This window comes from Synechococcus sp. R5-15 (genome assembly GCF_047462035.1).
GTDB lineage: Bacteria > Cyanobacteriota > Cyanobacteriia > Thermostichales > Thermostichaceae > Thermostichus.
This window is the reverse complement of sequence record NZ_JANSIK010000039.1, coordinates 1-19,970: the sequence shown is the minus strand read 5'-3', so window position 1 is coordinate 19,970 and position 19,970 is coordinate 1. Positions and strand designations below refer to the sequence as shown.

17 protein-coding genes and 1 pseudogene are annotated in these 19,970 nt (G+C 58.3%); 9 read left to right on the top strand and 9 right to left on the bottom strand.

The window, feature by feature from the left end:
- Positions 1-36: 36 nt before the first annotated feature.
- Both NW839_RS03920 and NW839_RS03915 read right to left on the bottom strand, forming a co-directional pair.
- Positions 37-1,878, bottom strand: a complete 1,842-nt coding sequence (locus NW839_RS03920) for a hypothetical protein (protein ID WP_414349608.1) — start codon at positions 1,876-1,878, stop codon at positions 37-39.
- A gap of 140 nt (positions 1,879-2,018) precedes the next feature.
- Positions 2,019-2,414 carry a hypothetical protein gene (locus NW839_RS03915; protein WP_414349609.1) on the bottom strand — a complete coding sequence of 132 codons (396 nt, stop codon included), beginning with the start codon at positions 2,412-2,414 and terminating at the stop codon, positions 2,019-2,021.
- A gap of 124 nt (positions 2,415-2,538) precedes the next feature.
- On the opposite strand from NW839_RS03915, the gene NW839_RS03910 reads away from it, so the two are divergent.
- The 3 genes from NW839_RS03910 (at position 2,539) to NW839_RS03900 (ending at position 6,000) form a co-directional block, all read left to right on the top strand.
- Complete coding sequence (locus NW839_RS03910) at positions 2,539-3,207, top strand: RibD family protein (RefSeq protein ID WP_414349610.1); 669 nt, start codon at positions 2,539-2,541, stop codon at positions 3,205-3,207.
- Between the two features lie 619 nt (positions 3,208-3,826).
- Entirely contained in the window at positions 3,827-4,027 is a 201-nt protein-coding gene (locus NW839_RS03905; RefSeq protein ID WP_041436785.1) for a DUF2811 domain-containing protein, read from the top strand.
- A gap of 149 nt (positions 4,028-4,176) precedes the next feature.
- The gene (locus NW839_RS03900) at positions 4,177-6,000 is read left to right on the top strand and encodes a tetratricopeptide repeat protein (RefSeq protein WP_414349611.1); all 1,824 of its coding nucleotides are present in this window, start codon (positions 4,177-4,179) and stop codon (positions 5,998-6,000) included.
- Here the strand turns inward: NW839_RS03900 and rpaB are convergent.
- The 4 genes from rpaB to NW839_RS03880 all read right to left on the bottom strand — a co-directional run bounded on the left by rpaB (position 5,973) and on the right by NW839_RS03880 (position 9,396).
- Positions 5,973-6,713, bottom strand: coding sequence for a response regulator transcription factor RpaB (gene rpaB / locus NW839_RS03895; protein WP_011434119.1), 741 nt, complete (start codon positions 6,711-6,713; stop codon positions 5,973-5,975). The two genes, NW839_RS03900 and rpaB, sit on opposite strands and share 28 nt — an antisense overlap.
- Before the next feature lie 463 nt (positions 6,714-7,176).
- Positions 7,177-8,034 (bottom strand): DNA repair protein RecO, encoded by an 858-nt coding sequence (gene recO, locus NW839_RS03890; RefSeq protein WP_414343828.1) that lies wholly within the window; start codon positions 8,032-8,034, stop codon positions 7,177-7,179.
- On the bottom strand, positions 8,031-8,726 hold the full coding sequence (gene deoC, locus NW839_RS03885) for a deoxyribose-phosphate aldolase (protein WP_414349612.1): 696 nt from the start codon (positions 8,724-8,726) through the stop codon (positions 8,031-8,033). Before deoC ends, recO begins: the two co-directional genes overlap by 4 nt.
- A gap of 205 nt (positions 8,727-8,931) precedes the next feature.
- Positions 8,932-9,396 (bottom strand): redox protein, encoded by a 465-nt coding sequence (locus NW839_RS03880; RefSeq protein WP_414343843.1) that lies wholly within the window; start codon positions 9,394-9,396, stop codon positions 8,932-8,934.
- Between the two features lie 174 nt (positions 9,397-9,570).
- On the opposite strand from NW839_RS03880, the gene NW839_RS03875 reads away from it, so the two are divergent.
- Complete coding sequence (locus NW839_RS03875) at positions 9,571-10,452, top strand: LysR family transcriptional regulator (protein WP_011434114.1); 882 nt, start codon at positions 9,571-9,573, stop codon at positions 10,450-10,452.
- 572 nt (positions 10,453-11,024) lie between these two features.
- Here NW839_RS03875 and NW839_RS03870 read toward each other — a convergent pair.
- Positions 11,025-11,663, bottom strand: coding sequence for a response regulator transcription factor (locus NW839_RS03870; protein WP_414349613.1), 639 nt, complete (start codon positions 11,661-11,663; stop codon positions 11,025-11,027).
- Between the two features lie 513 nt (positions 11,664-12,176).
- On the opposite strand from NW839_RS03870, the gene NW839_RS03865 reads away from it, so the two are divergent.
- Together NW839_RS03865 and NW839_RS03860 are read left to right on the top strand one after the other, a co-directional pair.
- Positions 12,177-14,237: a ribonuclease catalytic domain-containing protein gene (locus NW839_RS03865; protein ID WP_414349614.1), complete on the top strand. Its 2,061-nt coding sequence runs from the start codon at positions 12,177-12,179 to the stop codon at positions 14,235-14,237.
- Positions 14,238-14,340: 103 nt separating this feature from the next.
- Complete coding sequence (locus NW839_RS03860) at positions 14,341-15,330, top strand: phosphate ABC transporter substrate-binding protein (protein ID WP_414349616.1); 990 nt, start codon at positions 14,341-14,343, stop codon at positions 15,328-15,330.
- Between the two features lie 222 nt (positions 15,331-15,552).
- Here NW839_RS03860 and NW839_RS03855 read toward each other — a convergent pair whose 3' ends face one another.
- Both NW839_RS03855 and NW839_RS03850 read right to left on the bottom strand, forming a co-directional pair.
- Entirely contained in the window at positions 15,553-16,569 is a 1,017-nt protein-coding gene (locus NW839_RS03855; protein WP_414349618.1) for an ABC transporter permease, read from the bottom strand.
- 47 nt (positions 16,570-16,616) lie between these two features.
- Positions 16,617-17,438: an ABC transporter ATP-binding protein gene (locus tag NW839_RS03850; protein WP_414349620.1), complete on the bottom strand. Its 822-nt coding sequence runs from the start codon at positions 17,436-17,438 to the stop codon at positions 16,617-16,619.
- Between the two features lie 196 nt (positions 17,439-17,634).
- Between NW839_RS03850 and argJ the strand changes: the two genes are divergently transcribed.
- The 3 genes and pseudogenes from argJ (at position 17,635) to hypA (ending at position 19,905) form a co-directional block, all read left to right on the top strand.
- Positions 17,635-18,852, top strand: coding sequence for a bifunctional glutamate N-acetyltransferase/amino-acid acetyltransferase ArgJ (gene argJ / locus NW839_RS03845; protein ID WP_414349622.1), 1,218 nt, complete (start codon positions 17,635-17,637; stop codon positions 18,850-18,852).
- Between the two features lie 126 nt (positions 18,853-18,978).
- Positions 18,979-19,503, top strand: a pseudogene (locus NW839_RS03840) (arginase family protein); the annotation flags it as partial.
- A 3-nt stretch (positions 19,504-19,506) separates the two neighbouring features.
- Entirely contained in the window at positions 19,507-19,905 is a 399-nt protein-coding gene (gene hypA / locus NW839_RS03835) for a hydrogenase maturation nickel metallochaperone HypA (protein WP_011434106.1), read from the top strand.
- Positions 19,906-19,970: the final 65 nt, after the last annotated feature.

The following is a 19,970-nucleotide window of genomic DNA, read 5'->3' as shown; positions in this document are numbered from 1 at the left end:
GTCGGTCGTTGGCGTCAGCGATAGAGCATGGTTCCTCTAAAGCTCTTCCCGCAGCGGGCGGCGGGGCTTTTGCCCGCCGAAGTGGCGCTCGAAATACAGGGCAGTGGCCCGGCGTAGAATCCCGGCTTGGGCAAGGGCCTGACACAGGGATCCCCCTGGCGGCAGGTGCTTCTGGATCTGTTCGATTTGGGCGGCGCTGACCAACCCAGAAGCCTTGAGGTAATCGGCCACGTGGCGTCCCCCCGCCAGTTGAACGGAGTAGCCCCCTTCGCTGAAAAATTTGACGGTCTCCGGCTTGAGGCCACTGTGGTGGGCCAGCACATCCGTGAAGGTGCCCCCTTCCTTTTCCCAAGCGTGAATGACGGTTTCGATGCCGGCATTGTCGATTAGGCCAGCCGCCCGCAATTGGGTCAACACCCGCTGTACCCAGGGGGTGGCCCGCTGCAAGGCTTCCAAGTCCTCTTCCCCCAAATACTGCTGCGGGGGCAATTCGCTTTCTGGGGCACTCAGCTCGGCTGCCCAGTCGGCTACGGTCAGGGTCTTGAGATCCTCTGTCTCTGGCCGGGCTTTCTCTGGAGCTGGGGTCGGTGCAGCTGCAGGTGGGGAAGTTCGCCGGGCTTCGGCTACCGCTGCGGCTAGAGCACGGTTTTCCGCTTGGGCCGCCTGCAGTTGGGCCTGGAGCTGGCTCACTTGGGCTTGGGCTTCCTGCAAGCGATCTTGAGTTTCTCGCAGTTGGGCTTGGGTTTCTTGGAGCTGCACCTGCAAGCGGTGGGTGGCCTCGGCAGCTTCTTGGCGAACGTGGGCTAGGTCGGCAGTTAAGCGCTGTTTCGTGGACTGGGCCAGTTGGAGTTGATGTTGGTGCTCCTGCAGCGATTGGTTCAGGGCGGCCACTTGGGCTTCCATTTGCTGCAGAGTATGACGCAGGTGGGCCTGCTCTTGGAGCTGCTGTGCCTGAGCCTGCTGTATCTTCTGCTGCTCCTGCAATCGGGATCCCAGCTTTTGCAGCTGGTGTTTGGCCTGAGATTGCCATTCTGTCAACTCGTGGCAGCGGCGCCGCAGGGTCTCCAGCTCTGCTTGGGCGGCTTGCAATTGCGCGGATCCCTGAGTTTGCTGGGCTTGGAGTTGCTCCTCCAGTTCCCGAATGCGCTGTTGGGCAGCCTTTTGTTGTTCTGTCTCCTGTTGAATTTGGGCTTCCAATTGGGCAATGCGCTGCTGCTGTTCCTGCTGGCGGGCTTGATGGTCGGCAACCTGCTGCAGCGATTGTTCGACCAGGAGCTGTTGCTGCTGCCGCTGTTGCTCCAGTTGCGCTTCTAAGATGGCAATTTGCTCTTGGTAGCGCTCCAGCTGGGCTTTGTATTGCTGGGTAACTCTGTAGGTCTCTTGGGCTACCTGTAGAGGTGAGACGTAAAGAGGGGGCTGATCGGGAATGGTGGACCACTGCTCCACCATCACCTCCCAACTGTTGGCAGCTCCTTTCTGGCGCCGCAGCCGCTGCTGCTTGTCCAAGGCCCATTCCAACCAGTGGGGTTGTACCCAGCCCTGCTGCACCAAGATCTCCCCCAGCTTGCGCTCCGGGTGCTGCCGCTGCTGAATCAGGGCCTGATGGATGTGCTCCAGCTCCAGATACCCATGCAGCATCAAGATCTCGCCGATGCGCACCAATTCGACCGGAATCAATGGGTAGAGATCTCGGGGGGCAACCCAGCCGTGCTGCATACACAGCTCCCCCAACATCAAGGGGTTGTCGGCCTTTTCCCACATGGCCTGAGCCAGTTGGGCGGGGGTGAGCAGTCCTGCTCGGTTGAGGGCTTCTCCCAAGCGGATCTCAAACTTTTCCTGCTCGATGGCGGTTGGGGTGGGGCTGGTCGGCGGATTCATTGGGCCTCTCGGACGGGAAGAGTAAGCTCTGCTACAACTATCGTAGTGGAAAATCCTTAGAGAAGTAGCATGCCGCAACCGAAACGCATTTTGTCAAGCCGAGGATCCACGGATTTTGCCGGAAGGTCGCTTTTTAAGTCCTAAGAGGGGCGCTGTTCTTGGCTTTGGGCAAACTGTTGCAGCCGCCGCAGCATCAGCAATTGTCCCAAGCCCAAGGGCAGGAGAGAGACGGCCTCTACCCGCAACTGCACCCAGCCGTTCCCCCACAGCCAGTCACAGTAGCCATCGGCTCCTCCCCACATCAGCAGGCGCAGCCGTTCCGGCAGCAGGGTTTCCACCTGGTGCATGATCGAGAGGGGGCCCCATTGGGCGGCAAAGGTGCTGCCCAGCTCCAGCCTTTCGGGAAGGGATCCCTGCAGTTGCTGGGGCCAGATCCACTGCTGCAACAATCCCACCTCTGTCAGACAGCGCTGCACGGTCGATGCACTGGCCTCGACTTCAACCCGGATGGTGGATGATTGAAATGTTCCTAACATATCCGTTCCGCATGGGCGAGCTGGTGACCGGCACAACAGTCTGTGCCACGGTTCTCCCGGCGATGCCTGACTCTATTCTGGTCAATTTGTGGGGTTTGCCCACCCTTTCCCAGCGATCTTGCCTTTGAATCGTCCCCACTTGGTTGCCATCTTCGCCCAGAGCTTGGATGGAAAGATCGCAGCCCACCGAGCGCACAGGCCCTCCTTCAGCAGCCCTGAGGACTATCGGCATTTGGAAACCCAAGCTGCTCAGCAACAGGCTTTGATCATGGGGGCAGCCACTCTGCGGGCCTACGGCACCAGTCTGCGTATTCGGGATCCCGAGTTGATCCAACGCAGAACCGCTCAGGGCCTCTCTCCCCAGCCCCTGACAATCATCTGTTCCGACAGCGGGGATATTCCTGAGGATTTGCCGTTTTTTCGCCAGCCCCTCACCCGTTGGCTGTGGACAACTCCCAAGGGATCCCAAATTTGGCAGAACCGAACCGGCTTTGAGGATATCTGGGTGGCTGCCGATTGGGATCTGCCGGCACGGCTGGCCCGCCTGCGCAGCTTGGGCATTGAACGGGTGGGGTTGTTGGGCGGGGGGCGGCTTTTGGGGGCATTTCTGCAGGCAGGAGCCTTGGATGAGCTGTGGGTTACCCTCGCTCCGGTGCTGCTGAGTGGATACGCCGATGCCCCTGCCAGCATTGAGGGTTGGCAAGTGCAGGGATCCCCGCCCCAGTTGGAGCTGCTGGAATGCCGCCGTGGCTCCAAGGAGCTGTTTTTGCGCTACCGAGTCGAGTGGCCCTGAGAAATGCTCGACACAAACACAAAAATTTTTGGACAAATTCAGATTTCCCAGAAATCCACAGGTTTTCCCCAGGCTTTCCACAGGCGGGCGGGCCGTTTTCCACAGGGCTTTTTCCTCGGGGGGCGGCATCGGGGGTTTCTGTGGAAAAGTTGAGGTGGGTAAGGTTCAGGCGACTACACCCTGAGAAACGTAACGGGATCGCGCCGTTTTTTCCGATCCCATCAAGGCCAATGGAGAGCTTTTGTCCTGTTGGATCCCTGGCTTGGGATTGACATCCCCCATAGGGCAGAGGGCAGAATAGCCCCACCTGAGGGCGAGTGGTGTGGAGATTTTCCCGAGCGCTCTCCTTAGAAAGAAAAGACTTCATCTGTTCTACGGCCCACGACAGGCTTAGGAACAGTTGTGCATGCCCTCCCTCCCATCCGCTGGGATAGGGGCAAGCTATGAACCTATATTGCTTGCTTTTCTGCTTGCGAGCCTGCTGAGGCTCTTGGCCTATCTAGGTTGGGTTTTGATGTTGCGGGTTCGCTCTGTTCGAGCTGCCCAAGTTTTGGCTGTGGCCGCAGGTTTTGCGGGATGCCGTTTTCTCCCCTCTTGACCCCGAGTGAGTGGTTGGACTATGAGTTCTCACAGCGTTAGCATTTTGAGCGAAATTCCCGAGGAGCTGCATGACACCCTCCAAAACTACCTCTCCCGCCATCCCGACTGGGATCAGGATCGGGTGGTGACGGCAGCGCTCTCGTTATTCCTGCTCCAAAGCGGGGAGAGCGACCGGCGGGCGGCACGCATCTACTTGGACAGCCTGTTTCGCCGCAACTGAGCCCCAGGGATGGCCTGTGAAAAGTGGGGCAGTGGGAACCTTTTGTTAGCCTGAGTAGGGATCCTGTCCCACCGCTGTCATTTGGACACTGAGGGGAGGGGGCTAAGAAGTGAAAGGGATCTCAAAAGAGGCAAAAAAGAGGCAAAGACGTGCCACGGGGCTTTGGGCGAGGAAAAGACAACCGGCAAGCGGCTGAGTCACAGGATCCAGAGCGGGGATCCGAGATCCCATCCTCTTCGCAGGCGGCTCTGACGTGGGTTCAACGCTACCGACAGGCGGGGGATCTGAAAGCTGCTCTGCACCTCTGCCGGCAGCTTACCCGCGCCCATCCCCATCTGTTCGCCGCTCAGGCGTTGCTGGGATCCCTTTATCTCCAGATGGGGGATCCCCGCCAAGCTTTGACCCCCTTGCAACTGGCTCTGCACCTGCGGGGGGATTGGGTACCGGCCTGGCAGGATCTGGGCGATGCCTGGATGCAGCTTGGCAACCCAGAGGAAGCGGCGCGAGCCTACGAACAGGGCCTGGCCTTTGCCCCCGCTGATGGGCAATTGCTTTTCCGATTGGGCAGTTGTTGGCTCACCCTGGGGAAATTGGCCCAGGCAATTGAGGTGTTGCAACAGGCAGCAGCAGCCCAGCCTCCCCAGGTCTATGCCTTGGCAGCTTTGGGGAATGCCCTGATGCTCGATGGCCAAGCTGAGGAAGCGGAAGGCTGGTTTCGCCAAGCTCTCGCCCTTGCACCCCAGGAGGGGCGAATTCTCGTTAACCTCGGCCATTGCCTGCACCTGCAAGATCGCTTGGAGGAGGCCGCCGATTGTCTGCAACGGGCCATCTTGCTGCTGCCGAGGGACGCCCAGCCTCACAACAACCTGGGCACCATCTTGCAAGAACAAAACCGGTTGGAAGCGGCCATTGAAGCCTATCGGCGCAGCTTGCAGTTGGCCCCCCACTGGCCGGAGATCCACTACAACCTGGGCACGGCTTTGCTGACCCTGGGCCGCTACGAGGAGGGGTGGCGAGAATACGAATGGCGGCTGCAGCGACAAGGGGCGACCTACCCGCGCTTTCTTTCCCCTCTGTGGACGGGATCCCCTCTGGGCCGCCAGACCCTGCTGATCTACGCCGAACAAGGGTTGGGGGACACGCTTCAGTTTGTGCGCTACCTGCCGCTGCTGGCCGAGGCCCATCCCCAAGCGCAAATCTGCCTCCGCTGTCAGGGATCCCTTGTCGAGCTGTTCAGAGGGTGCTTCCCCCTTCCCCAGGTGCAGGTGATCTCGGAAACAGATCCCTTGCCCTCTTTCGATTGCCATCTGCCCTTGCTCAGCTTGCCGCAGCGGTTGGGCACCACTCTGGAGACGATCCCGGCCCGCATCCCCTATCTTGTCTATCCCGTTCATGCCGGCGGGCCGCAGATCCCTTTGAGCCTCTCCTGGCGGGAAGACTGGCCGGAGCTTTCCCAGGAGCGGATGAAAGTGGGGCTGGTGTGGGCCAGCGGCCGGCGTGCCCATCCTGAGCTCAACCGCGTGCAAAGGCTGAAAAGTTGTCCTTTGGATCTGCTGCTCCAGCACTTGCATGGGCCTTCCATCCAGTGGGTTAGCCTGCAGGTGGGGGAAGATCTAAGGCCGCTGGGATCCCTATTGGAGCAGCACCAAGTGTTGGAGCTGGGATCCCGTTTCCGCAGTTTTGTCGATACAGCCGCAGCCGTTGCCCAGTTGGATCTGGTGATCAGCGTTGATACAGCCGTTGCTCATTTGGCCGGGGCGATGGGCAAGCCGGTATGGGTGCTGCTGCCCTTTGCCGCCGATTGGCGCTGGCTGCTCCATCGAGAAGATAGCCCCTGGTACCCCGGGGTAATGCGACTGTTTCGACAAGACACACCGGGAGACTGGGTTGGCGTGTTGAGGCGGGTGCAGGCCGCTCTTGAAGAGAGGTTGCGAGGGATCCCTTCTCAAGACCGTGCCTGTTCCTCCCCCTGAACGATGCGCTGAAATAGATAGCCGGTGCCTCGGGCCGTCAGGATCAGCTCTGGGTTGCTGGGGTCATCTTCCAGCTTGGCCCGCAGCCGCGAGATGTGGACATCCACCACCCGCGTATCCACATGGCGCTCTGGGGTATAGCCCCACACCTCTTGCAAAATCTCGGAGCGGGAAAAAGGCTCCCCCGACCGACTGACCAACAACTCCAGCAGACTAAACTCCATCCCCGTCAGGCGAATGCGCTCGTCCCGTTTGTAGACCTGCCGCTTGTTGGTATCGATGCGAATATCCCCCACTTGAATCACCCCGGAACTGGGGATCCCATCGTGGGCCGACCGCGCCACCCGGCGCAACACCGACCGAATGCGAGCTTCCAGCTCCTTGGGGGAAAAGGGCTTGACCACATAGTCGTCTGCCCCCAGCTCCAGCCCCGTGATACGGTCGGCCACATCGCCCAGCGCCGTCAGCATGATGATGGGGATGTCGGATTCTTTGCGCAGCTCCTGGCAAACCCCATAGCCATCCAGCTTCGGCATCATCACATCCAGCACCACCAGGTCGGGATCCTGCTTGTGGAAAACCTCCAGCGCCTCCTCGCCGTCCGAAGCTGTGACCACGTCGTATCCGATCATGGACAGACGGGTTTCCAAAATGCGTCGAATGCTGGCCTCATCATCGACCACCAGAATCCGTTCCTTACGCTGTGCTTCCACGGTGCTGCAACTCCTGAACTTCTAACGGTACTCGGTAAAAGAGAAATCTGAAAAAGAACTGAGGTGGGCGCTAACTTGAGTTGGGCGGATATAGGAACCTCAGGGGCTGCTCCTCAGTTGGGCAGACTCACCGAGTGAAATTGAACACTCACAAGCAATCATCTGCAATTAACCAAAGCCGCACCTCAGGGATGCAGCTCCGGGAAACAAGCACAAAACAGAAGGCCCTCTCGGCAGTGGATTCAATCTTGTTAAAAGCTCCAACTTCAATCCCACCTGATGATGCTGTCCAGTACCTGGTGCAAGGCACTCCTCCCCAAAAAACATTGCTCAAACCTGAGAGGCCTTCGTAAGAAGTTACTTTCCATAACCTAATTTATCATCCAAAATCGGCTGCCAACCCGCCTCGATGCTCTATTTTGCGGCTATTGGGCCGGACTTGATACATACCTTCACAACTTTTTCAGACCGATGCCCATTTTTCGGGATGTCCCTCAGGAAAAGCTGGGGATCCCTGGCCGTTTGCGGTGGGAACAGCGTAGCAACTGGCCAATAGCTCGGCGGAACGGATTTCTCGATCTGTATGATGCTCCAAAACACGCCGCAACAGACGTTCTGCCTCCAGCCAAGCAGCCAAAGGCAGCGAATCCTCAGGCAGAGGCAATGTCGAGTTGGGCAGGGATCCCAAGGCACGTAAGGCAGAAGCGGAGACCCAGGCAATCGGGCTGGGCCGCTGGGCCACCCGGCAGGGATCACAGATCAAGCCACCCCATTGGGGGCTGAAAAAAACGCTGCCGACCAACCCCCCTTGACAGAAGTAGCAGGCTTGTACCTGAGGGGCAAACCCTGCCAACGCCAGGAGGTGATACAACCCATGGGTGAGCAAGGGCAGAACGGCCTGTTCCGAAGCAGCCCGCTCGATGCGTTCCAAGTGTTCGACCAACACCACAAACAGCTCTTCCTGGGCTTGATCGGGCAAGGCCAACAGCAAGGCCACCTCCGCCAAATACTGCGCTGCTGTGAGATGGGCTAAGCTGCGGCTGAGACGAGGAAAAGTCTGGAGGGTTTCCGCTTGGACAATGCGTTGTAAACGCTGGGAGGTATCTGCTTGGGCAGACCAGCGCCCCCGCACCATCAGCAAATCGTTGATGACAAAAGGCTCCATCCGCCCACCCAGCTTGGAAGGCTGCTTACGGGATCCCTTGGCCACCGCCCGGATCAACCCTTGCTCGCGGGTCAAGATGGTAACAATCCGATCCGACTCTCCCAGGGGGATCCCTTTGAGATTGATGCCCGTAACCCGGTAGGTGCGGCCACTCATGGGGTTCCTCTGGCTTTCAGCTCTTGCATCAGCTCCAGCCCCCAAGAGGTGCCAATACGGCTGGCCCCCGCCTGGATCATGGCCTCTGCTTGAGCCACTGTGCGAATGCCGCCCGACGCTTTCACCCCCACTTTACCGCGGCTGAGTTGCCACAACAGTTGCACATCTGCCGGCGTCGCCCCCCCCATCCAGCCAGTGGAGGTCATCAAAAAAGCCGCCCCCGCATCGATACAAATCTCCCCGGCCAGCTTTTTCTCCTCCTCGGTCAGCAGAGCCGTTTCCAAAATGGCCTTGACGCAAACCCCCGTTTCTTCCACCAGTTGGGCAATCTCGGCATGGAGGCGATCCAGCTCTCCCGCCTTGAGCCAAGCCAAGTTGATGCGGACATCCAGCTCCCGGCACCCCTGCTCCACCGCCAGTTGGGCCTCGTAAAGCTTGGCCTCTGCAGTGGTTGTGCCCAGGGGAAACCCCACCACCGTGCTCACCTTGACCGGGGATCCGTGCAGCCGCTCCACCACCCGCAGCACGTAGCAAGGAGGAACACAAAAAGTGGGGAAGCCATAGCGCAAGGCAATCTCACACCCCTGGTCAATCTGTTCTGGAGTAACCATCGGCAACAGCAGAGTATGGTCGATGTACTCCGCCAAATTGAGCGAGCTATCCGCTATGCCCTTGCGCTCCAGAGAGAGCATTGGTCGATCCCCCAGCACCCATCTTTACTCTAGCTTCAGTTTTCACCTGCAGGGATCCCCAAAGAGGGCTGAGCCTCTGGCCACAGCCAACCCACCAGGGCATCCCTTCGACCCCACAGTGTCCATTCCCTCGGCACAGCTCACACAGGCTGCTGCCCGATTGCGAGCCCTGATTGACTCGCGGGGGGGCATGGGTTAACTGTACTCAGGCACAAATGCGGGGCAAAGGTGCAGGCGCCGAGGTCACCTGCAGCAATCGGGGGATGCGGCTGCTGTCGTAGATGCGAAATTCTTTTTCCAAGATGGCTTTTTCGTCGCGCACCGCCTGGTTCAATACGATGGATCCCTCTGGATCGGAGACGGAACGGTGAAAAGTGCCGGGAGGAATGCGCAAAATGCCTCGGTTCGCTTCCAGGCGCACAATATGGAAGGGATCCCTCCAGCTAAAATTCACCAGGTAAAACGTCCGTCCGCCCCATAGAGCCAGTAGGTTGTCCTCTTGGTGTGGATGCATATAAAACTGCCAATAGCCCTGCGGATTATTGGGGGGACTGATGGCCGGCCCATCGTGGTAAACCAAATCGCGGGCGTTGGATCGCGCAACCGTGATGTCGAAAAAGCGCACGCCGGGAGTATCTCGAAATTGATGGAATGGCAGCAGGGCAAACATGGATCTCGACATAGGGACACTTGACCAACGACAGGAAGATAAAGAGGTTTTCACACTGTTTCCCGCTGTTTCGCAGTGTGAAGGGGAAGCTATGTCGTAGTTTAGTCAGGCGCGGCGGAGGGTTCAAACCTGAGATAGCATCACATCTATGCGCAGATCGAATAGATGGGATCCATGAACATCTCGCAACTGCAAACCCTGGTGGCTGTGGTGGAGCGGGGAAATTTCAGCGATGCTGCCCTGCAATTGCACATTTCCCAGTCGGCGGTGAGCCGGGCCATTGCCAGCCTGGAGGAAGAACTGGGGGTGACCCTGTTGGTGCGCGGTCGCTTTGGGGCGCGCCTAACCCCGGTGGGGGAGCGACTGCTGCGCCATGTTCGCAAAATGCTGCAACTGCGGGAACAAATGGATTATGAGGCCAACCTGGAAAAAGGGTTGCGGGGGGGAAATGTGCGAGTTGCCGCTTTTCGCAGTGCTGCAACCCATTTGCTGCCGCCGGTGATCGCCCGCTTCCGCCAACAATTTCCCCAGATTACCCTCACCCTTACAGAGGAAGATCCGGCCACTGTTGAACATCTGTTGCGATCGGGCCAGGTGGATATTGGTCTATTGCCTCTGCCGCGGGCTGGTGAGGATCTACAGACGTGGGAGATTGCCCGCGATGAGTTCATTGTGTTGGTTCCGCTGAGTTTTGGGCCCCTGCCGGAAACCCTGACCTGGGAGGATCTTTCCCGTTTTTCCTACATTCTCTACAACTACGCCGAATGCACCACCGCGGTGCGGAACCACTGGGAAGCCGCTCACCAAACCCTCAAGGTGGCCTACTTGGTGAAGGAAGACTCCACCATTGTGAACATGGTGGCACAGGGTCTGGGGGCTGCCATCTTGCCCCGCTTGGCCGCCATTCCCATTCCCGAAGGGATCCAGATCCGCCGGCTGCCGATCCCACTGGAGCGGGTGATCGGGGCTGCCGTTCTGGCCTCTGCGCTGCATCCGCCTGCAGTATTTGCCTTCCTGGAAGCCTTGCGGGGAAACCCATCCCAGTTGCCAAGTTAACATTGCATCGGGAGTACAAGGCAGCTTTGTTGACACCACGCTCATCCATCCAGTGACGCAAGCATTGGTTGCGGACAAACCGGGCAGGGCCTCATCCAAGGCTTGGTATGGCGCTGGAGCGGCGTTGAGGAGTTTGGCTTCCCTGACCAGCATGGGTTTATTTCATTGCAGGTCTATATCATTGCAGGTCTATAGTCATTTCAAACTAGATTGAGACACCCCCGCTGCTGCCCAAACGTTCCACACCGCTTCCACAATCACCTTTAGATCCTGTCCCAGAGGGAGAAAGGAGCTAGGAAGCAATGCAACGGAAATGTTTCATTCCTGTTTAAAATGACAATAACAGGGCAAAAACTGTCCTGGAAGGACGGGGCTTTAGACCCAGTTTTTGGGTAACGCAGTGAAAATCGGCGGCCAATGTACGTTGGGGCAAGGCCAGCAGATCCTCCCCCGCCAATTTTTGAAAAGACTTGCCCACCCCAGTTACCTTGCCCTTCAAGTGCGATCACTACCCTATCTCCAATCGCGCCGAGGAGATAGAGTTCTCCAGCCGTTGAAAGGGGTGGCGGGAATTACAACGGTTTTTTGCCCAAACCACTTTCTATTGCCCAGCGGGCCAGTTCTGTGCGGTTGTGCAGGCCAGTTTTGCCCAGCATGTTGCTGACGTGGCTTTCGATGGTGCGCTGGCTCACCCCAAGAACTTCGGCAATCTCGCGGTTGGACAGGCCCCTGGCCACGTACTGGATCACCTTGGTTTCCGTTGGCGTAAGTTCAATTTCCCGATCCAGTTTTATGACCGGCTGAATGCCCACATTCTGCACTTGTAACAGGCGCTCGGTATGTCTGAGAGAAGACTCCACCTGCGCCACCAATTCTTCCGGCTCAAAGGGCTTGACCATGTAAACATCTGCCCCTGTGGTCAGGCCGCGCACCCGGTCTGCCGTTTGCCCACGCGCCGACAGAAAAATCACGGGGATCCAGTCCGTAGCACTGTTGGAGCGAATGGTTTCCACAAAGGTGTAGCCATCCATCTCTGGCATCATCACATCGCAGATGATCAGGTCTGGTGTGAAATGGCGCATCGCTTCCAACCCCTCCAGACCGTTGCTTGCCGCCACCACTTCGTAGCCGCGAAACTCCAAGTAATCCTTTGCCAGAAGGATCAAGTTCGGATCGTCGTCGATGAGCAACAGTCGCTTCGGGTTGTCCACAGCTCACCTTTTGAGTGCTAAGCTAAAAAGTTTTAGGTGAAGAAATACAGAACCCCTGTTTCCGTGACTTTCACTGTAGGGAAACGACTCTTGAGTACCACCCTTTTGCTTGCTCAATTGGGGAGCAGCCTATGGTAACTGTGCCCTACCTCTAGTCTCTAGGATATCACACATGGAAGAAGTGGAAGTATTCACTTGCGAAATGCTGGCAACAGTATCTCTACGGAATTTAGGAGCCCTGGCTGGTAACCCTATCCCACAAGCCTGGCAGAGCTGGCCTCTGCTCTGAAATCGCAGTGCCCAACACATAACCGCAATCTACCCAAAAATTTGTATCTCGTGTGTCTATATATCACATACCTATATGCTTAAGTACCGATATATCTAACATCTGCTACCTATTCAAGTGCCCGTATGTCTTCTGGCTGGGGTTTCCAGGTAGGCAGGCGGACAGAGCTGGTGGAGAATGGAAGAGAGCCTGCAATCTGACGACAGCCGACATAAGGAGAACGGGTGGAAAAGGGCACACTGGTGGAGTTTCGTTACAATAACGACCGTGTGTTGGCAGTGGTTCAGGGCACCGAGGGCAAGAAGAACCTACTGCTGGGGGTGCCTTCTGGGCAGGTTCATAGTGTTCACCCTCGCCAGATTACCTTTGCTTTGAACGGGGGATCCAGCTTCACGGCTTCCGACATCCCCGGCTTTTGGCAGGCGGTGCAGGCAAAGTTGGATCCCGAAAGTTTGGCGTTGGCCTGGGAACTGGTGCAGGAGGAGCGTCAGCCCCTGAGCTTGGCGGAGATGGCTCGGCTGTTGTTTTCTGATGATTCTCCGGTCTCTACCTATGCCGCCTATCGCCTCTTGAGCGAGGATCGCACCTACTTCAAGCAAAAGGGGGAGAGCTACGAACCCCGCACTCCGGCTCAGGTGAAGGAGATCCTCCATCAAATGGCCGTCGCCCAACAACGGCAGCAGGAACAAGCAGAGTTTGAGGCCCACCTGCGGGAGGCTCTGGCTCATCCCGGCCAAGGGTATCCCTGGACTCCTGCCGAGCGGGCCCGTTTGGAGTTGCTGGAGCGCCTGGCCTTACAGGGAGCAGCAGCAGCCATTCGCAGCCACGAGGATCTCTCTTCCAATCTCAACCCGTCGGATCGGGAACGGGCCTCGCAACTGCTGGAGCTGATGGGGTTTCCTGACACTCCGCAGGGGGCCTTTGAGGCTTTGGTGGCTCTGGGGCTGTGGAGCCGCCACGAGAACCTGGCCCTGCGCCTCACCGGGATCCCAACCCAGTTCCCGAAGGCGGTGGAGCGATACACCCAAGCCCTGCTCAGCCAGCCTCCCTCTTTCTGGGATCCCCATCTGCGGCGGGATCTCACCCATCTCCACACCTACACCATCGATGATGCCAGCACCCGCGACATCGACGATGCCCTCAGTGTCGAGTTTTGGTCGGATGACGCGGTGAAGCTCTGGATCCACATTGCCGATCCCAGTTGTTGGGTGCAGTGGGGGGATCCCCTTGATTTGGAAGCCCGCAAGCGTGGCACCAGTGTCTATTTGCCGGAGCGGGTGATCCCGATGTTCCCGCCGGAGCTGTCCACCGGCCCGATGAGCTTGGTGCAGGGAGAGGTGCGGCCTGCCCTTAGCTTTGGCATTCTACTGGGATCCGACGGCCAGATCCGGGATTCCGAAATTTGCCTCAGCCAGATCAAAGTGACCTACCGCCTCACCTACGAAGATGCCGATGAAATGTTGGAGTTGGGGGCAGAGGCCCAACTGACGGCTATTGCCCGGGCAGCCCAGTGGCGTTATGCCTGGCGGATGGCTCAAGGGGCAATCCAAATTGGCTTGCCCGAGCAAGATATCAAGGTCATCGACGAGATCCCCCACCTCCGGGTAATCGAGGATACTCCTGCGCGGCAGATGGTGGCGGAAATGATGGTGCTCACCGGCGAGGTGGCGGCCCGCTTCGCCAGCCAAAATGGGATCCCGGTGCCCTATCGTCTGCAGCCAGCTCCCGACTTACCTCCTCCCGAAGTGCTGGATAGGTATCCCCAGGGGCCAGTTCGGTCTTTTGCCATCATGCGCTGTCTATCGCGGGCGGAAGTAGCCACCCAACCTGGGCGACATACGGGGCTGGGTCTCGATGCCTACTGTCAGGTTACCTCCCCGATTCGGCGCTACCTGGATTTGGTGGCCCATTACCAGATCAAGGCCTTTTTGCGCGGGGATCCCTTGCCGTTGACGGAGGCGGATGTGCAGCAGCTGCTGCTGGGGATTGAGCCGGGCACCGCTGAGGCCAACCAGGTGGAGCGGAAATCCAAGCGCTATTGGAGCATCGAATACCTGCGCCTGCGACCGGGGCAAATTTGGCGGGCTCTGGTCTTGGGCTACCTGCGCGAGCAGGAAAACTTGGTGTTGGCCATGCTGGATGAGATTGCCTTTCGGGTGCCGGTGCGCCTAGAACGCCAGATTCCTCTGGGGGCTTGGATCGAGTTGGAAGTTGTGCAGGCGGATCCCCGTGCGGACGTAATTGAGCTGCGCGAGGTGGGACGAGAGGCGGCCATGTGCGGATAGATGCACCTTAACCTGCTGCTCACCCAATCTGCGCGGATAGCTGATACAACAGAGGGGGAAGTCTCAAAAGTCTGGATCGTGAATTTTCTTTAGGGGGGATCCCATGACTGCACGACCTTCCGGCCCACCTCCAATCGTCTACATTCTTTTGTTCGCGATACTGGGAGGCGGCGGCTGGTATGCCTATCGTTCCGGCCTGTTGGACTCATTCCTGAATAGAGAGAACACACCTCCTATCCCCAGCCAGATTCCAGCTACCCGGCCCCAAGCCCCAACAGCGCCCAACCCCCCTGCCAACGCCGTTAATCTGGATACTTCTCTGCCCAACCCAGCAGTGCTCCAGATGGATGGCAGCGTCACGATGATCCGGATCGTCTTGGCCCTGAAGGGAGGCTACACCCAGCGCAACCCCGGCATTCCCCTCACCTATGGGATCCCGGATGGCAAGCCCAATGGATCCAATGCCGGCCTGAAGGCCCTGATGGAAGGTCGCATCCAGATGGCCGCTAGCTCCCGCCCCCTCAATGCCAGCGAAGTGCAGGCGGGTCTACAGGCGATCCCGGTGGCCAAAGATGCCCTGGCGGTGGCGGTGGGGGTGAACAACCCCTACAAAGGAGGACTGACGCTGCAGCAATTGGCCGATATCTTCCAGGGTCGGATCACCAATTGGAGCCAGGTGGGCGGCCCGGATCGGCGGATTCGGGTCCTCAATCGCGCCCCCCAGAGCGGCACCTACAGCGTTTTCCAAGAACTCGTGTTGTTGGGGCTGCCCTTCGCTCCCGATAACCCTCCCTACTTCACCACCGCCACAGAAGATGTCACCACCCCGCTGCTGCGGGCTTTGGGAGAAGATGGCATCACCTACAGCACTGTCGATCAGGTGCAAAACCAGCAAACGGTGCGGATTGTGCCCATCGACGGCCAGATGCCCACCCGTGAGGCCATCCAGAGGGGCAGCTACCCCTTGGCGCGGACTGTGTTTTTGGTGGCACCTCAAAGAACCAGCCCTGTGGTGGCCGACTTCATCAACTATGCTCTTTCGGATCAAGGCCAGCAAGTCATTGGCCGCACCGAGTTCATCCCCCTCCGATAGCAACCCACAAGTAGGACTGAGATAGCCGCCGACAGCAAGCGCAGCGCGGTTCCTCTGCTTTTCCAGAAGACGTCTTCTACCTGCTTTTAGATGTCGTGATTATTCTAAGACACTGTACCCACACCTAAAACGGTGAATATGCCAGGCCAAAAGGCTTTTCTCAGTAAACCAGGCGTCTTGCCCTAACCTGAAAGACTATAGATTTCTAACAAGCTCAACTTTTCAATTCTCTCGGCGCACAGCACTCTCATGCCACTTGCCCAACACCCTGTCGGATAGAGCACTTAAGGAAATAAAGATCAGGATCCCCAAGCCAGTGACCAAGATCAAGGCCGCAAACATGCGGGGCACCTGCAGGTTGAAGCTGGAGATCAAGATCTGGTAGGCGATCCCGGCCCGCTGCCCACCGGTACCGGCAACAAACTCCGCCACCACCGCCCCAATCAAAGAGAGGCCACCGCTGATGCGCAGGCACCCCATGAAATAGGGCATGGCACTGGGTAGCCGCAAGTAGATCAACGTTTGCCAGCGGTTGGCCTTGTACAGTTGGAACAGGTTGAGCAGGTTGTGATCGACGCTGTTCAGCCCCAGAGTGGTGTTGGAAAGAATCGGGAAAAAAGCCACAATCCAGGCGCACACCACCATCGCAGCAAAGGTGTTGTTACGCAGCCAAATGATGATCAGCGGGGCGATGGAGACAATGGGCATCGTCTGTAAAATCACCGCATAAGGGAAAAAGCTGCGCTCGATCCATTTGCTCTGGGTGAACACAATCGAGACCAAAAGCCCCGACACTGTGGCAGCCAAAAAGGCCACCACCGTAATTTGCACAGTGATCAACAGGGAAGGAAAAAGCGTTCCCCAGTCGCGGATGAGGGTTTGCACCACCAAAATCGGCCCCGGCAAGAGGTAGTGGGGCACTCCCGTTACCCGCACCGCCACTTCCCAGCCCACCAAGAAGAGGATCCCGACGATAAGGGGGGCAATCACTTCCAGGTTGAACCAACGGCCCAGATTCAACCCCTTTGCAGGCACCCCTGAGCCGGCACTCGGTATGTCTGCCTCATCCGTGGGTTGGGATCCGAGTTTTTCTCCAACTGCGCCGGTCAGCTTGGGCAGAGACCAATCTGGCCAATGGAGAGGCCAGCTCTCCCCCAAGCCAACAAGGGATCCCAGCCAACGGCGCCATGGCTCGAGAAGCTGGACAAACAGGTCGAACATATCGTGAGGTTGGGGCATCAAGGGACTTACGCAACAGAGAGAACACCGCTAAGCCAGGGATCCCATCAGCGCAAACGTCCAGCAGAGAGGGGGCGCAAATAGGGGGGATCCTGAGCTGAGCCGTGCATGGCCTCGTGCAGACGGGCCGACACTTCACGGCAGTAGTTGTTGTAAAGGGAAGAGGTGCGAAAGTCTTCCGAGCGGGGATAGGGCGCATCGATGGGAATATCGGCTATCACCCGCCCTGGGCGAGCCGCCATCACCACCACGCGGTTGGACAGGTAGACGGCCTCGTAAATGTTGTGGGTAACAAAGATCACCGTCCAGCGCTTTTCTTGCCACAGCTCCAACAGGTCGCTGTTCAACTTGCTGCGGGTGATTTCATCCAGAGCTCCGAAGGGTTCATCCATCAGCAACACCTGCGGCTTGGTTACCAGGGCGCGAGCAATGGAAACCCGCATGCGCATGCCGCCCGATAGCTCGCGGGGAAAACTGCGCTCAAACCCCCGCAGGCCCACCAGTTGCAGAGCTTCCAAGACATCTCGATTGGCTTTTGGCTTGGGCTCACCTGCCAACTTTAAGGGTAGCCCCACATTGTCCATCACCGTCGCCCAAGGCATAAGGGCCGGTTCCTGAAACACAAAGGCCAACTTGGGTTCCCCTTGGGGAGCACCCTTCTCAAGATTTTGCCCCCATTCGATAGAGCCTGTGGTCAGATGCCCCAGACCTGCCACCAACCGTAGCACTGTGCTTTTCCCACAGCCGGATGGCCCCACCAAGCTAACGAACTGCCCTTCTTGGATGGTCATATTCATGTCCTGCAAAGCCACCGTGCCATTGGAATAGACCTTGCTGACATGGTTGAGGGTAATGACAGGGGTGGGCATGGCTGGCAATTCCCGGAGCAGAGGAAGCACACACTTTCAAAATAACCCTCTCTGCCGCCTCTGCTTGGTAGGCGTAACTACAACTCTTTCCCTCAGAACCGGTTTCCAGAGAGTTTCTCACGGAAAGCTTGCGATGACCCAAATCGGAGCAGCAAGTCGGTATGATGTTGCCGACCACCCTCTGGCCAAGGAACACATGGGATCCCCATTTAAACCGGTTGCAGGTGCTGTTACAGCCCCGCAAGGGTTTCGAGCCGCTGGAGTGGCCGCTGGCCTCAAGCCCTCAGGAGCTGCGGATCTGGCTTTGATCGTTTCCGAGTGCGATGCGGTTGGGGCAGGCGTTTTTACCACCAATCAGGTCAAAGCAGCCTGTGTTACCTACAACCAAGGGATCCTCGCCCAACAGCAGCCGGTGCGGGCCATCCTCTGCAATGCTGGGCAAGCCAACGCCTGTACCGGAGAAGAAGGAGAGCGCAACAACGCCCAACTGGCCCTCTGGGTGGGAGAACGGTTGGGGATCCCGGCCCATCAGGTGCTCACGGCCTCCACAGGGGTCATCGGGCGACAACTGGAAATGCCGAAAATCCAAGCAGCCCTGCCTGGCCTTATCGACAGCCTCTCTCCAGAGGGGGGGGAGAGCGCCGCCCGCGCCATCATCACCACCGACTTGGTGACCAAAAGCGTTGCCCTGCAAGCTGAGATCGACGGGTACACCGTCAGGGTCGGGGGCATTGCCAAGGGATCCGGCATGATCCACCCCAACTTGGCCACGATGCTGGCTTTTTTAACCTGTGACGCGGCTGTGGATCCCCGCCTGTGGCAGCAGATCCTCAAGCAAGCTGCTGACCTCAGCTTTAACCAAATCACGGTGGATGGGGATACCAGCACCAACGACATGCTCTTGGCTCTGGCCAACGGCCAAAGTGGGATCCCAACCCTGCAAGCCGGCACAGAAGCTGCCCAGACTTTGGCGGAGATGGTCAACCAAGTTTGCATTCATCTGGCCAAGGCCATTGCCCGCGATGGGGAAGGAGCTACCAAGCTGCTGGAAATTCGGGTGTGTGGGGCTGTGGATGATGGGGCAGCCCGGCATATGGCCCGTGTGATCGCCAGCTCTCCCTTGGTGAAGGCGGCAGCTTTTGGCAACGATCCCAACTGGGGACGGGTGGCAGCCGCCGCCGGCCGAGCCGGGATCCCTTTTGACAGCCGCCGGTTGGATATCCGTCTGGGGGATTTTCTGCTCATGCAGGCGGGAATGCCCCTGGCTTTCGATCGCAAGGCAGCCTCTGAGTACTTGAAAGGGGATCCGGTGACCTTCACCGTGGATCTCCATCAGGGATCCGGCCAGGGCGTGGCCTGGGGCTGCGATCTCAGCTACGATTACGTGCGCATCAACGCCGAATACACCACCTAACGGGGGATCCCAGCCATGACCACCGAATCGAACGCAAATAACGGCTTTTCCACCGAAGCCCAAGCGGCTTTGGCCAAAGAAGCGAGGCTTTCCCTATCCGGCTGGCAACAATGAGTCGAGGCTTAGCCTTGGTTTCATGCCACCAACATCCGCAACGCACCGGCCCACAACCTGGTGCAACTGGGCATTGGTGGCTGGCAAGTGCCACGGCAAGGGGTGAAGGTGTGCCGGGAGCGGGCCACCCACATCCTCACCGTTACCGACATCACCGAAATGGGCTTGGATGCAGCCGCCGATTTCGCCCTCGAAAAAGCCCTAGACGGCACCGATTGTGTGTACATCAGCTTCGATATCGACTGCATCGATGCCGGCTTTGTACCCGGTACAGGCTGGCCAGAGCCGGGTGGGCTGCTGCCGCGGGAAGCGCTCTACTTGCTCAAGCGCATTGTGCGGGAAGCACCGATCTGTGGCCTGGAGGTGGTGGAAGTCTCTCCCCCCTACGACATTAGCGATATCACAGCTCTAATGGCCACCCGAGTTATTTGCGATACGCTGGCCCATTTGGTGGTATCTGGGCAACTGCCGCGCCGAGAGAAGCCCGCCTACATCCACCCGGAGGCGACGCCAGAAATGGCCGGCGACTGGAGGTAAGAGATGCACGAGACCGACATGACCCGCGCCTTGATCCAAACACTACGTGACTGGTGGCAAAGTCAGCCGGGACAGCCTCAGATCGCTCGGGTGCACCTGGTGGTAGGACAGTTCACCTGTGTAGAGCCGGCCAGCCTAACCTTTGCCTATGCCGCACAAACCCAGGGTACTTTCCTACAGGGATCCCAGTTGGTCATCCGGGAAACGCCGCTCATTGCCTATTGCCATCCCTGCGGCCAAGAGTACAAGCCAGAGATAGGCCGGCGCTATGCTTGCCCCAACTGCGGATCCCCGATGGAAGAGATTCGCTCGGGCCGAGAGCTGAAAATTGACTACATCGAAATTGACTACATCGAATGTTCAACAAACTTCACCCCACCGGCGCAACCAGAAGTCGCCTAGGTCGTGTTGATCTTATGTTAGGATAGAGAGAATAATTTATAGAGGAAAGAGGATGAAGTTGGTTT

Excerpts from the sequence above, each read along its gene's own strand:
- hypA (WP_011434106.1), top strand. The coding sequence starts at position 19,507 with ATGCACGAGACCGACATGACCCGCGCCTTGATCCAAACACTACGTGAC.
- NW839_RS03860 (WP_414349616.1), top strand. The coding sequence starts at position 14,341 with ATGACTGCACGACCTTCCGGCCCACCTCCAATCGTCTACATTCTTTTG.
- NW839_RS03855 (WP_414349618.1), bottom strand. The coding sequence starts at position 16,569 with ATGCCCCAACCTCACGATATGTTCGACCTGTTTGTCCAGCTTCTCGAG.
- NW839_RS03880 (WP_414343843.1), bottom strand. The coding sequence starts at position 9,396 with ATGTTTGCCCTGCTGCCATTCCATCAATTTCGAGATACTCCCGGCGTG.
- NW839_RS03875 (WP_011434114.1), top strand. The coding sequence starts at position 9,571 with ATGAACATCTCGCAACTGCAAACCCTGGTGGCTGTGGTGGAGCGGGGA.
- argJ (WP_414349622.1), top strand. The coding sequence starts at position 17,635 with ATGGGATCCCCATTTAAACCGGTTGCAGGTGCTGTTACAGCCCCGCAA.
- NW839_RS03850 (WP_414349620.1), bottom strand. The coding sequence starts at position 17,438 with ATGCCCACCCCTGTCATTACCCTCAACCATGTCAGCAAGGTCTATTCC.
- recO (WP_414343828.1), bottom strand. The coding sequence starts at position 8,034 with ATGAGTGGCCGCACCTACCGGGTTACGGGCATCAATCTCAAAGGGATC.
- NW839_RS03915 (WP_414349609.1), bottom strand. The coding sequence starts at position 2,414 with ATGTTAGGAACATTTCAATCATCCACCATCCGGGTTGAAGTCGAGGCC.
- NW839_RS03905 (WP_041436785.1), top strand. The coding sequence starts at position 3,827 with ATGAGTTCTCACAGCGTTAGCATTTTGAGCGAAATTCCCGAGGAGCTG.
- deoC (WP_414349612.1), bottom strand. The coding sequence starts at position 8,726 with ATGCTCTCTCTGGAGCGCAAGGGCATAGCGGATAGCTCGCTCAATTTG.
- NW839_RS03920 (WP_414349608.1), bottom strand. The coding sequence starts at position 1,878 with ATGAATCCGCCGACCAGCCCCACCCCAACCGCCATCGAGCAGGAAAAG.